Genomic DNA, 14,061 nt, shown 5'->3' on the forward strand with positions numbered 1-14,061 from the left:
AATAGGGCCATCACTCTCCATTTGGTACTATTACATGAGAAGTTTCCCAATTCCAGTGGGCAATATACCCCCTGTAACAGAATAATAATATACCCATTAAACACATGCACATCAACACATTCATATAGACACGTATACCAATACCTATATTTGTATAAACCCTGCATACCTAAAAATGAGATAATACTTACTTTTTATATACCTATACCCCTATTTATATATACGATATAGGTATAGAACAAAAATAAAAAGCGCAATTTATTTTTGCGCTTTTCACCAAATACCGTTCTCACTTTTTAAAATAAATTTGCGACGTTTTTAAATTCTAGCTCTGCAAATTTTGCTTCTATTTTTGCTCTATCGTATTGCCAAATCGCTGTTTCAATTGAACAAGTTACCGGAACATCACATTTAATTTCCGCTAGATTTCTAGATAAATGAAGTAAATCGATATTTTCTTTAATCTTCGTTTGAATGCCCTTTGATAGTTGGTCGATATTATCTAATAAATTATCAATGGAACCATACTCTTGAATCAATTTCGTTGCTGTCTTCTCACCAATTCCTTTAACACCAGGATAATTGTCAGCTGTATCACCCATTAATGCTTTTATGTCAATAACTTGCTTCGGCATGATTCCTTTTTTCTCATAAAAATTATCGATGGTAAACACATCGTAATTCCCAATCCCCTTCTTCATGATTGCTACTTCAACACCTTGTTCAACGAGCTGAAGCATGTCCTGATCACCCGTTAAGATGATTACATCATGTTCAAGACGGAAATCATTAGCTAATGTTCCCATACAGTCATCCGCTTCATAGTTCACTACACCGATATTCGGCATATCAAAAGAGTCCACTACTTCTTTGATTAGATCAAATTGTGGCACAAGCTCTTCTGGTGGAGCACCCCGATTCGCCTTGTATCCATCATAGAGATCTGTACGGAAGGTTTTACTCCCCATATCCCAGCAACAAATGATATGTGTTGGTTCAAATTTATTTACAGCATCCGTAAAATAACGGATAAACTGGTAGATTCCATTCGTCGGTATTCCTTGACTCGTACGCATAAAATTCCCTCTAAAAGAAGTTGCGAAGAACCCACGGAATAATAATGCCATCCCATCAACTAGTAATACTTTATTTCTATCCATTACGACACGTCCTTTTCCTTATGTTGCTCGATAATTGCTTTTAACTTTTCTTCTTTTTCCGATAAAATGGATAGATCCATCGCTGTTACGATCATTTTTAAATGATTATTTAGCAGTACCGTTACAGAATTAATTGCATCATCTTTTACGTCCTCTATAAGTTGAGCGAGAACCTCCATGTAATATTCTAACATAATTGCTTTATTAAGATTGATATAATCTTTTATAATTGGTAACAAAATTGTTAACAATCGTTCCTTCAATTTCTCTTTTTCGTTCTTCTCAAAAAAAGCTTTCGTACTTTTAAACGTACTAATTGCGGAATCGAATATGGAGAAATCAAGCCCTTGGAATGCACGTTCGTAAGCGGGGGTTTCCATCCCAAATGTTCTCAAACTAGGTAGGACAAAGATAGAATCCGCTTGTTTTCCTTTGTCAGTAATATCCTGATAAATAGCTGCTAATTCTGATTGGATAAACTGTTCAATTCGTAAGGAAATTGCTTGGATTTCCTGGTATAATTCATTTCCAACATAATCAATCAAGCTTTCTAGATTATTTCTTAGTTCTACCCTTGCATTTCTCCCTGAATAGGTAACCGTAGTTGGATTGAAAAATTCTTTAAAAATGTCGTGGAACCGAATGGATAGTCTTTCAACTACATAATATAGCTGCTTCTCCACTTTCTGTTTTAATCGTTCTTCATTTACCGTCCCCTTCATTAAAACAAGCTCGCTCTCAAACTTTTCTTTACTATTAATTAAACGCTGCTTATATGCTTCCTTTTGATTCTCATCCAATTGTAAAGTTTCAATTGACTGTTTCATCGTTTGATACGTTCGCATAATATCCCATCTAGCAGATTCAACCGTTAATGCAGTTAAATCCTGGTGAATAAATCGATAAAAATAGTCTTCTAAATATTGCATTTGTTGATTTAACACTGAATTGGATTGCTTCTCTGCAAGAGATTTTTTACTAGAGACAGGATATAAATTAGGTAGGCGGATCCCTAACTGTAATAACTGTTCTTGTACATAGTCTATAACCAATTCAAGTTCTCTTTTATCTACAGCAAGATCAGCTGCATTAACAATGAAAAACATTTTATCTAATTCAAATGATTCCTTTACCCTTCCTAATTGGAGAAGAAAGTCTCTGTCTGCTCGTGACAATGCATGATTATAATACGTTACATACAAAATTGCATCCGCATGTTTGATATAATCAAAAGCAACGTTTGTATGCCGTGCATTAACGGAATCTGCTCCTGGAGTATCCACGAGGACGATTCCTTGTCTTGTTAATGAACAATCATAATACAAATCAATTGTTTCGAAATAACACGCTTTTGACTCATCTGTAACATAGGTAGCAAATTCCACGAGAGATATTGTCAATTGCTTACCAATAACTGCTTTATTTTCCTCGAAACCGTCAATCATTGCTTGTAAATAGGATTGATACATCTTATTTAGCTTTTCATCATGTTGGATTTGATTCGTATTAACCCATTTCAGTAATCCTTCAAATGTTGTTTCCATAGGAGAATATTTCTTCGTGATTAAACGTAGATCATTTGCTAGCGTATCCTCGTTCTTTATTGTAATAATTACATCTCCATGCTTCCATGTATCTGTTACAGGACGAATCCGGTTCACCACTGCTGTCGTCGGGTTAGGTGAGACAGGTAAAACACCCTCACCCATTAATGCGTTCGCAAATGATGATTTTCCTGCACTAAATGCTCCGAATAAGGCGATTGTATACGTACGATTTGTTAGTTGTTCCTGTCTATTAATTAAATCTTGTTTTAGCGTAGCAAAACTTGGTAAATCCTCGATGACTTGAATTGTTTCCTCAATATTCTTTAGGATGGAATCCAGTTTAAAACCATTTGCATGTTTCGTATCAATGCTGTGCCTTTCTTCCAGCTCCGTCTCTTTTACCTGAATAGCACTCTCAAATGGATGACTGACCTGTTTAATCTTTTGCATTCGTTTATTCCGAACTTGTTCAAGGCGTTTATATGCAGATTGAGATGGTTTCGGTGATTCCTGTTGCAGATCAATTTGTCTGTATTGAGCATCAAGATCGCCCTGGAGACTTTCAAATCTAGCATGTGTTGTCAATGCTTGTTCATGTTCTGCAAGCTGTGAATTTATATTAATAATTTTCACATTAAGATCCTTTTCTAAACTTGCTTTGATCTGTTCAAGTAAATGCTTTGCAACTTGTTTAAATTTGAGTTTGATATCGGCGGTCACATCTTGCGTGTAAATGAGTACATAATCACTATTAACCTTTGCTCCTGGCTTGATAATTGCAATAATATCCTCTTCTGTATAATGCACTGCTAATTTTTGGACTTGTTTTTGCAACTCGCTATCAGTAAGGTCGAATTGATTAGCCAGCTTAAGAAACTTATCCCGAAGCTTCCACTGGATTAATGCATCGATATTCCCCTGTAATGTTCCAAGAAAATCCGTTAAGCGTTTAGTTTTTGCCTCTGATACTTTTTTAGCTGATGAAAATAAGCCCAGTTTAAAATTCTTTTGCTGCGATTCTAGAAATAATTGAACCTTATCACGCAAACTAGCTGGCATGATGTAGGCATTATCTAATGTTGCTTGAAGTTCATGATTAAATTTCTTCTCGAACAATAGCAGCGATTGTTTCATCTCTTCCAGTTTATTTGTTAATGTTTGAAATGCTAATTTACTCGTTTCCAATTGCTCGGTAGTTAATGGTGTTATATCAATCGTAGCTGCTTCATACTGCTGTTTTAAATAATCCTTATGTTCCATGATGACTTGTTGAGTCGACTGATCGAGTTGAATCAAATAATCCCTTTCTTCGTAAATTTGCTCAAATAAGAACCGCTTCAGCGCAGTAAACTGATTATGTTGCAGTGCTTCATCATATAAAGATGTAAAAAAGAGATCTCTTGGAAACAAATTCCATTGATCAAACGTTTGTTTGATTTCTGAACAATATTGTTCAAAGGATAGTTCGCTTTCATCATGCTTATCTATTTGATTGATTATCGTATAAAAAGGAATCCCTTTCTCTTGAACAGATTTCAAAAACTGTAAATTCACTTCCGATTGCACATGATTATAATCCATCACATAAAACAATACATCAACGAGGTGTACGGATGCCTCTGTTATCAATCGATCGGCATCATCTGCCGCATCAATTCCAGGTGTATCCATTATACTTACACCATTGGGTAAAACATCTTCACTCGTTTCTATTTCAATTTTTTTAATTGTGTCCTTATCCATCGAGTAAGCTTTAATCATTTCTAAATCATATGGTTCTTTGAATTCTATTACTTCACCATTATGTAAATGGACACGTGCAGATCCCTCACCAGCGCTTATTTTTACGATATTAGCACTTGTCGGAACTGGACTTTTTGCTAGTAGGTCTACACCTAATAGCGCATTTATCATAGATGATTTACCAGCAGAAAAATGTCCAGAAAAACTAATTGTAAATTCTTCTCTTTCTAGTTTCTCGTATAAATCTATTATTTTTTCAGCAGACTGTTGATCTCCATTGTCTATCATTAGCTGATATAATCCTGTCAATCGCGGAAACGTTGTATGCAAGTTAATACCTTCTTTTACTTTCATTGTCTTCCTGCCCTTCTGAAGTCCCAACTTAACAACTATTATACGAAACTTTTCTATTTTATTCTATTAAACCATTTTCAATATTCTAATTATACCCTTTAGTTTACATAATGTAATTATCGTTAATTAAGAGGTTGGATAAAATTGATAGTTACTTTTTCAAATGATGAATTGTCATTAGCAGTTGATACGAACTGCTAACTAGTTGTGATGTTAATTTCAACTGCGAACAGTCGAACACCTCAAAGAATCCGCAATCTACTCATTCGATTGATAGTGTCTTAACTGCCAAAAACATTATTACGATTTCCACGGATGGTATTTACTGAATAGGCTGTCGCTACGGAAATACACTACGCTTTCCGCGGGCGGCTGGTGAGCCTCCTTGTGCTTTGCACTTCGTAGTCTCACCGAGGCCTTTCCTCCCGCAGGAGTCTCCGTGTATTTCCTTCGCTGGATTTGTGTTAATTTTACCAATTATTAATAACCCTAACTATATCCATTTAGATGACATTCGCTCTTACAGGGGCCATTGATTGAAGCGAAGGATAGTCTTGTCACTAGATAAGTGCAACAAGGCTGTCACTTTAACCTAATGGTTTGGTGACAGCCTTGTTTTCAAACCTATACTGGATAGACACCGTGTTTTCTTTCAGTAAATATAATGTTCCTATCCTCGTAGATTGCGAATCTTGTGATTAATTCTTTTCTTAAATCATCAGGGTTAATAATTGCATCAACGACCATTTCTGATGCCAATCGGTAAATATCAATTTCCCTGCGATATTCATCTTGTTTTTCTTTAATATATGCCGCACGTTCTTCTTCAGGTAATGCTGCTATCTTATTTGCATGTACTGCATTAATCGCCGCTTCAGGTCCCATGACTGCTATTTGTGCATTTGGAAATGCGAGTACACAGTCTGGATCAAATGCAGGTCCTGCCATAGCATAAAGCCCAGCGCCATATGCCTTTCGAACGATAACCGAGATTTTCGGTACGGTAGCTTCACTCATCGAGGATAGCATTTTTGCACCATGTCGAATAATCCCTTCTCTTTCCACTTTTGTACCAATCATAAAACCTGGCACATCAGTTAAAAACAATAATGGGATATTGAATGCATCACAAAGCTGGATAAACTTTGCAGCTTTATCCGCTGAGTCTGTAAAGAGGACCCCTCCTTTTACGCGAGGTTGATTGGCAATAATCCCGATTGACCTGCCATCAATAAGTGCAAGACCTGTAATGAGCTCAGCAGCAAACTTCTTTTTAATTTCACAGAAGCTATCCTCATCAATTATTCGATCAATTAGATCATACATATTGAATGCAGCATTCTGATTTTCAGGAATTATTTCTGAAATTGATTTTTCGAAGGGTTTTACTTCTCTTCCATCCGCTAAACTTGGTCTCGACCTAAAGTTTGCCGGGAAATATCGTAAGTAACGTTTTGCATATTGAATTGCTTCTTCTTCTGTTTTTACTAGAACATCACCTACACCAGATACAGCAGTGTGCATCCGTGCACCGCCCATTTCCTCAAGTGTTACCTTCTCGCCAATTACTTTTTCTGCCATTCTTGGTGAACCTAAATACATCGAGGCATTCCCATCTACCATGACAACGATATCACAAAACGCTGGGATATATGCGCCTCCTGCAGCAGATGGTCCAAACAATAAACATATTTGAGGAACGCGTCCAGACAATTTTATTTGGTTATGAAATATTCTTCCTGCTCCACGTCGCCCAGGAAACATTTCAATTTGATCAGTAATTCTCGCTCCAGCAGAGTCAACTAAATAAATCATTGGTAATTCTAGTTTATCAGCAGTTTCCTGAATACGAAGAATTTTTTCGACGGTTCGTTTCCCCCATGATCCAGCCTTAACCGTAGAATCATTTGCCATCACACAGACCTTTTGACCGTTTATTTCCCCTATCCCTGTGACAACTCCGTCTGATGGAAGTGAATCATCTATGCAATTGGCAAAGAAAGCATCCTCAATATCGATGCCATTATCAAATAATAATGCTAATCGTTTGCGAACAAAAAGCTTTCCTTTTTCTTTGTTTTTTTCGTGATACTTCTCTTGGCCACCTTGTTCAATCTTATTTACTCTTGATTTTAAATCATCAATAGATGTCATGGAGCTCCCCTCCTTTATTTTCCTTGATATCTCGGCCTTCTTTTTTCACTAAATGCATGCAATCCTTCTAATCGATCTTCTGTTGGTATTGTTTTCTTATATGCTTCATGTTCGATTGCCAGTCCTGATAAAAGATTTGTTTGCATTCCTGTATTGATTGCTAGCTTTGCTTGCTCAATTGCAATTGGGCCATTTGCAGCGATACTTTCTGCTAGTTTAATTGCCTCATTAAGTAAGTTTTCCTTTTTAAAAATCTGCTCAACTAAACCAATGTTTAATGCTTCCGCTGCTGTAATTGGCTTAGCAGAATAAATAAGCCGCTTCGCATGACCTAATCCGACTAAGCGGGGCAAACGTTGCGTTCCTCCAGCACCTGGAACAATTGCGAGCGATGTTTCTGTTAAACCTAACTTAGTATCTTGGGAAGCAATCCGAATATCACATGCCAATGCTAGTTCCAGTCCTCCACCATATGCAGCTCCATTAATTGCCGCGATGACAGGCATTCGTAAGTGTTCAATGGCGTTCACCGTTTTTCCAATATAGGCCACCGTTTCAATCACCTGTTCATTTGTCATGTTTTTTCTTTCTTTCAAGTCAGCACCAGCACAAAATGCTTTTTCCCCTGCATTTGTAATAATCGTAGCATTAATAGCGGTATCTTCATTAACCTTTTGCAGTATTTGATTTAATTGATGAAGTAAGGAATTAGACATTGCATTTGCTGCTTCTGGTCGATTAAGCGTGATAATAGCAATATGATCATGTTCCTGGCTGAGCTTAATGAGCTGCTCCATAAGTTTCCTCCTTAGCCCTTATTCAATAACAGCAATGATATCGCCTTCATTTACAAAATCTCCTTCAGCAACTTTAACCTCTTTTACGGTACCATTATCTTCTGCAACGATTGGAATCTCCATTTTCATCGATTCCAGAATAACAACATCCTGTCCTTCATCAACAACATCACCTGGTTTAACATTAATCTTCCATACATTTCCAGCCATACTTGCCCGTACATCTGCCATTTCAATTCCTCCTCATTTCTTTGTGTGAACATAGTTTTCAATAAAATCTGTTGTCGTTTCGCTTTTGATTTAACATTTGGTGCTTGTTCATCCGCTTCCGAGTATATTGCCACCGTCTTAATCCCAAGACGCTACAAGTTTTTGTAATCCATGCAGCAATTTTCCTTAGGTTTGCGATTAGTATCCTTTTAATCATATAAGTTCATCTACTTCACCTGTTATTTCGTTTCTAACAGCCTAGTTGTCTAGCAATAACAAGTCGTTGAATCTCAGATGTTCCTTCACCGATTTCTAGTAATTTAGCATCCCTTAAATAGCGTTCTACTTCATATTCGCGCATATAGCCGTATCCACCATGAATTTGTACTGCTTGGTTTGCCGAACGGAATGCAGTTTCGGTTGCAAATAGCTTGGCAAACGCCGCTTCTTTACTAAAAGATTTCCCTTTATCCTTCAACCAAGCCGCTTTATGTACCATATTTCTAGCAAGCTCTACCTCCATCGCCATGTCTGCAAGCTTAAATTGAATCGCTTGAAAGCTGGAAATTGATTTACCAAATTGTTTACGTTCCTTTGCATATTGCAACGACTTTTCTAATGCTGCTTGTGCAATGCCTACACCTAATGCGCCAATCGAAATTCTGCCTCCGTCAAGGGTATATAAAAATTGTTTAAATCCTTTACTGGCATCACCTAAAAGATTCTCCTTTGGAACGCTTACATTATTTAATACGATTTCAGCAGTATCGGACCCGCGCATGCCCAGTTTATCGTAATTACTTGTAATCGTTACACCAACAGTATCCACAGGCACTATGAAGGCGGAAATCATGTTCTTCCCTTTATCATTTTTTCCTGTAACAGCTGTAATAATTAACGTTTCAGCATAGCTTGCATTTGTAATGAAGCACTTTTCACCATTTATTATATAGGAATCATCCTTAAGTACTGCTGTCGTTGCTGTGCCACCAGCATCTGAACCAGCATTTGGCTCAGTTAATCCAAATGAACCTAAAGCCACTCCTGATGCAAGCGGTTTCAAAAACTGTTTCTTTTGTTCTTCTGTTCCAAAGTAGTAAATAGGACTGGCTCCAAGTGAAACAGCTGCTGCATAGCTTAAACCAGTACTTGCACAGACACGACTAATTTCCTCAACAGCAATCGCGTAAGATAATGTATCTCCACCAGAACCACCATATTTTTCTGGAAAGGGAATTCCTAATAAACCTAATTCACCCATTTGCTTAAAAATATCAACTGGAAATTTAGCTTGCTCGTCAATTTCAATTGCTCTTGGTTTTATTACTTCTTCTGCAAACTCATGTACCATACTTTTGACCATTTGCTGTTCCTTAGATAATTCGAAGTTCATCCTTTCGCCCCCTAAGGTTATCTGATACTTAATTTAAATTTATAGTGAATACTAGGAATTCTAAAATCAAAGTCAATTCCTAGTATTCATAAAAATAAAATATAATTTAATTGTATACTCTCCCGTGAAAATAGAAAAGGATTTGTTTATGAAAACGAGTCAATTCTGGAATTCATTTTAATATCTTGACAAACACCTAATCCTTTGCGCAAATTGTTTAGCAGCACTTATGCTATACATGATCTTAACTGCCATCAAAAGGACGTAGATATTGTGCTTCCTTCCACACATCTACTACTTCACCTTGATTATCTGCATCTATAACGAATGACCCGTTACTGTTTCGTCCACTTGCTGATAGTCCAAGTGGGAGTACTTGATGCGTTTCCCCATTAGAAGTTAGGAAGTTTATTTTATCCTGCTCATTCACAACAAAGAAGCCTCTCACACGATGTGGCTTACTCTTTAATTCTTTTAACATAACAAATCCTCTTTTTGCGCGACTTGTCCGTTCAAATTCTTGTAATCTCATTCGTTTACTTGCTCCGCGCTGTGTAATGATAAACAGCGATGGGTTACTTAACTCGTCAAATACTTGACCATTAACCACATATTCATCGTCTTTTAATTGAATCGCTTTTACACCTGCAGCACGTTGGCCAACAACGTTAATTTCGTCTTCTTTATACCATAATCCGTATCCTCTATTTGAAGTAACAAATACTTCGGATTTCCCATCTGTTACATGCACACTTACAACTTCATCATCCTGCTTTAAATTTAAAGCAATGAGTGCCTTAGAATGACGTTGTGCATTGTATAGCATTAATTCACTCCGCTTCACCATTCCATTTTTCGTGAAGAATACGAAAAATTTATCTTCGTCAAAGTTACGAATTGGAATACATTGAATGATATGCTCATCCTTTTCAAAGGATGCAAGATTCGATATGTGCTGGCCAATATCTTTCCAGCGAATATCAGGCATTTCATGGACAGGTAAAATCCAATATTTCCCCTTATTAGTAAATAGTAAAATCTTATCTGTCGTGTTTACCTCAATTAATGAAACAAGATGGTCCTGATCTTTAATCGCCAAGTCCTCACCATTTGAAGCAGTGTAAGAGCGTATACTCGTACGCTTCAAATATCCATCTTTTGAAATTGAGACGAGAACATCTTCACTAGCGATCATAACCTCAATATTAATTTTTAATTCTTCTATTTTATCTTCAATTGCTGTTCTTCTTGGATCTTGAAATGTTTTCTTAATCTGGCGCAAATCCTTTTTAATCGTTTGGAGAAGAACCTTTTCACTTCCAAGAATTGCTTCTAACGCTTCAATTTGATTGAATAAATCCTCGGCTTCTTTTTGTAGCTGTGTAATATCCGTGTTGGTTAAGCGATAAAGCTGGAGCATGACAATCGCTTCTGCTTGCGCTTCGGAGAAATAATATGCAGCTATAATTCGTTTCTTAGCATCCTGCTTATCCTTAGATGAACGAATCGTGACAATCAATTCATCAAGAATGGAGATTGCTTTTATTAATCCTTCGACAATATGTGCACGATCTCTCGCTTTTTTAAGATCAAAGGTTGATTGTCTTGTTACTACTTCTTTTTGATGATCAATATACGCGTCAAGTATTTGCGATAGAGATAATAATTTCGGAGTACGATTTTGAATAGCAACCATATTAAAATGATAGTTCACTTGTAAATCCGTATTTTTATATAAATAGTTTAGGATACCTTCACTATTTACTTCTTTTTTCAATTCAACTACTACTCTTAATCCTGTACGATCCGATTCATCACGAACTTCCGCTATTCCCTCTACCTTACGATCAACACGAAGCTCGTCCATTTTCTTAACCATGCTTGCTTTATTTACTTCATATGGGATTTCCTCAATCACGATTTGTTCACGATTACCACGTATTTCTTCAATTCTAGCTTTCCCGCGAACAATGATTTTCCCACGACCTGTCTCATAAGCTTTCTTTATTCCTTCGACACCTTGAATAATCCCGCCTGTAGGGAAGTCAGGTCCTTTAATAACCTTCATTAGCTCTTCAATTGTTGCCTCTGGCTTTTCAATCTTCATGATTACAGCATCAATTACTTCTGCTAGATTATGTGGGGGAATATCTGTTGCATATCCAGCTGATATTCCTGTTGAACCATTTACAAGCAAATTAGGAAATTTAGCTGGAAGGACAACTGGCTCTAACGTAGTCTCGTCAAAGTTAGGGATAAAATCAACGGTCTCTTTATCAATGTCGCGAAGTAATTCTGAAGAAATAGCAGAAAGTCTAGCCTCCGTATATCGCATTGCAGCTGCCGGGTCACCATCCATACTCCCATTGTTACCATGCATTTCAATTAATTCACTTCTTAATTTCCAATCTTGGCTCAAACGAACCATTGCCTCATAAACAGAGGAATCACCATGTGGATGATAATTCCCAATTACGTTACCGACTGTTTTAGCAGATTTACGAAATATTCTATCATGTGTATTCTTTTCTACATGCATCGCATATAAAATTCTACGTTGAACAGGTTTTAATCCATCTCTGACATCTGGTAAAGCCCTGTCCTGTATAATATATTTACTATACCTTCCGAATCGATCGCCTATTGCTTCTTCTAGTGGAAGGTCTAAAAACTTCTCAGGTTGTGACAAACCAACCCCCCCTTATTCCTTTGTAATTTTCTCATTCTCTAGTATTGTGGCATCTTCTTCCAAACCAAATTCAACATTATTTTCAATCCACTTTCTTCGTGGCTCTACTTTATCACCCATTAATGTCGTAATTCTGCGGTCTGCACGAGCAAAGTCATCGATCGTTACTCGAATTAATGTACGGGTTTCTGGATTCATCGTCGTATCCCATAATTGATCTGCGTTCATTTCCCCAAGACCTTTATATCGTTGTACAGTATAACCATTTTTAAATTCTTGTACTGCTCTTTTCATTTCCTCTTCATCCCAGGCATAGACAACTTTCTCACTCTTTCCTTTTCCTTTGGAAATTTTAAAGAGCGGTGGTAGACCAATAAATACTTTGCCAGCCTCTATTAGCTTACGCATGTAGCGATAGAAGAAGGTTAACAATAATACTTGAATATGTGCTCCGTCTGTATCAGCATCTGTCATGATAATCACTTTGTCATATTGTACATCTTCTAAATCAAAGTCACTTCCGACACCTGCACCAATTGTGTGAATGATTGTAGATATTTCTTCATTTTTCATAACATCTTCAAGCTTTGCCTTCTCGGTGTTTATGACTTTTCCTCTTAGTGGAAGTACTGCTTGGAACTTACGATCTCTTCCCTGTTTAGCAGATCCACCAGCAGAATCACCCTCTACCAAATAAAGTTCATTTCGTTTTGGATTTCTTGACTGTGCAGGAGTAAGCTTCCCACTCAATAATGTATCTCTCTTTTTCCGCTGTTTTCCAGTTCTTGCTTCTTCTCTTGCTTTTCTAGCAGCATCGCGTGCCTCTTTAGCCTTTAAGGATTTTCTTGTTAACATGCCAGCAATATCTGGATTTTCTTCGAGAAAATAAGATAGATGTTCTGAAACAATGCTATCTACAACAGACCTAGCCTCAATTGTTCCAAGTCTCCCTTTGGTTTGACCCTCAAATTGCAGCTTATCCTCAGGAACGCGTACGGAAACAACCGCAGTCATCCCTTCACGAATATCGGATCCTTCGAGGTTTTTATCTTTTTCTTTTAAGAGTCCTGTTCTTCTTGCATACTCATTAATTGTTCTTGTAATTGCTGTTCTTGCTCCTGATTCATGGGTACCACCGTCTCTAGTACGAACATGGTTAACAAAAGATAACATTGTCTCTGAATAGCCATCATTATACTGAAAAGCAAATTCAACTTCAATTTCCTGTTGCTCACCCTCAAAGGAAACGATTGGACTAAGTGTATCTTTTTCTTCATTTAAGTAACTAACAAACGACTCAATCCCGTTCGGATAATGGAATATTTCCTTATCTTCCGTTCGTTGATCGTTCAGCTCAATTGTGATCCCTTTTAATAAAAATGCTGACTCACGTAACCGCTCCGAAATAATTTCATAATCATAGATTAATGAGGAGAAAATTAATGCATCTGGTTTAAAATGAATAATAGTTCCACTCTTCTTTGTCGGACCATGTTTTTCTAATGTTGTATCAGGCTTCCCACCATTTACAAATCGTTGTTTGAAGGTTTGTCCATCTCGAAATATTGTTACCTCTAACCATTCCGAAAGGGCATTTACTACTGAAGCCCCTACTCCATGCAGACCTCCACTTGTTTTATAGCCACCCTGTCCGAATTTACCGCCTGCATGTAGTACGGTAAAAATCACTTCCGTGGTAGGCTTTCCAGAACTATGTAACCCAGTTGGTATTCCTCTACCACTATCTTCTACAGAAATACTATTGTCTTTATGAATCGTCACTTTAATTTCATTTCCATAACCGGATAACGCCTCATCAACGGCATTGTCTACAATTTCAAATACGAGGTGATGTAGTCCTCGACTATCTGTACTACCAATGTACATCCCCGGTCTTTTTCTTACAGCATCAAGACCTTCCAGAACTTGAATGGATTCATCGGTATATTGGGTTGGTTGATTGGTCAATTGACCATCAACTCCTTTCTAAAAATACTCATACTAATAATATCAG

8 protein-coding genes are annotated in these 14,061 nt (G+C 37.1%); all 8 read right to left on the reverse strand.

What is annotated here, in order from left to right; all coding sequences use genetic code 11:
- Nucleotides 1-296: 296 nt before the first annotated feature.
- Nucleotides 297-1,160, reverse strand: a complete 864-nt coding sequence (locus tag CWR45_RS10400) for a 5'-3' exonuclease (protein ID WP_115749799.1) — start codon at nucleotides 1,158-1,160, stop codon at nucleotides 297-299.
- Nucleotides 1,160-4,804 carry a dynamin family protein gene (locus tag CWR45_RS10405; RefSeq protein WP_115749800.1) on the reverse strand — a complete coding sequence of 1,215 codons (3,645 nt, stop codon included), beginning with the start codon at nucleotides 4,802-4,804 and terminating at the stop codon, nucleotides 1,160-1,162. The genes CWR45_RS10400 and CWR45_RS10405 overlap by 1 nt, the downstream gene beginning before the upstream one ends.
- Before the next feature lie 624 nt (nucleotides 4,805-5,428).
- Nucleotides 5,429-6,958: an acyl-CoA carboxylase subunit beta gene (locus tag CWR45_RS10410; protein WP_115749801.1), complete on the reverse strand. Its 1,530-nt coding sequence runs from the start codon at nucleotides 6,956-6,958 to the stop codon at nucleotides 5,429-5,431.
- Nucleotides 6,959-6,972: 14 nt separating this feature from the next.
- Nucleotides 6,973-7,755: an enoyl-CoA hydratase gene (locus CWR45_RS10415; protein WP_115749802.1), complete on the reverse strand. Its 783-nt coding sequence runs from the start codon at nucleotides 7,753-7,755 to the stop codon at nucleotides 6,973-6,975.
- 18 nt (nucleotides 7,756-7,773) lie between these two features.
- A complete protein-coding gene (locus tag CWR45_RS10420) occupies nucleotides 7,774-7,986 on the reverse strand; it encodes an acetyl-CoA carboxylase biotin carboxyl carrier protein subunit (RefSeq protein WP_115749803.1) in 213 nt (70 codons plus the stop codon).
- A gap of 229 nt (nucleotides 7,987-8,215) precedes the next feature.
- Nucleotides 8,216-9,358, reverse strand: coding sequence for an acyl-CoA dehydrogenase family protein (locus CWR45_RS10425; RefSeq protein ID WP_115749804.1), 1,143 nt, complete (start codon nucleotides 9,356-9,358; stop codon nucleotides 8,216-8,218).
- A 244-nt stretch (nucleotides 9,359-9,602) separates the two neighbouring features.
- The gene (gene parC / locus CWR45_RS10430) at nucleotides 9,603-12,047 is read right to left on the reverse strand and encodes a DNA topoisomerase IV subunit A (protein ID WP_115749805.1); all 2,445 of its coding nucleotides are present in this window, start codon (nucleotides 12,045-12,047) and stop codon (nucleotides 9,603-9,605) included.
- Nucleotides 12,048-12,059: 12 nt separating this feature from the next.
- Nucleotides 12,060-14,015, reverse strand: coding sequence for a DNA topoisomerase IV subunit B (gene parE, locus CWR45_RS10435; protein ID WP_115749806.1), 1,956 nt, complete (start codon nucleotides 14,013-14,015; stop codon nucleotides 12,060-12,062).
- Nucleotides 14,016-14,061: the final 46 nt, after the last annotated feature.

Source organism: Oceanobacillus chungangensis, from assembly GCF_003369565.1.
Lineage (GTDB): Bacteria > Bacillota > Bacilli > Bacillales > Amphibacillaceae > Oceanobacillus > Oceanobacillus chungangensis.

Excerpts from the sequence above, each read along its gene's own strand:
- CWR45_RS10400 (WP_115749799.1), bottom strand. The coding sequence starts at position 1,160 with ATGGATAGAAATAAAGTATTACTAGTTGATGGGATGGCATTATTATTC.
- CWR45_RS10405 (WP_115749800.1), bottom strand. The coding sequence starts at position 4,804 with ATGAAAGTAAAAGAAGGTATTAACTTGCATACAACGTTTCCGCGATTG.
- CWR45_RS10410 (WP_115749801.1), bottom strand. The coding sequence starts at position 6,958 with ATGACATCTATTGATGATTTAAAATCAAGAGTAAATAAGATTGAACAA.
- CWR45_RS10415 (WP_115749802.1), bottom strand. The coding sequence starts at position 7,755 with ATGGAGCAGCTCATTAAGCTCAGCCAGGAACATGATCATATTGCTATT.
- CWR45_RS10420 (WP_115749803.1), bottom strand. The coding sequence starts at position 7,986 with ATGGCAGATGTACGGGCAAGTATGGCTGGAAATGTATGGAAGATTAAT.
- CWR45_RS10425 (WP_115749804.1), bottom strand. The coding sequence starts at position 9,358 with ATGAACTTCGAATTATCTAAGGAACAGCAAATGGTCAAAAGTATGGTA.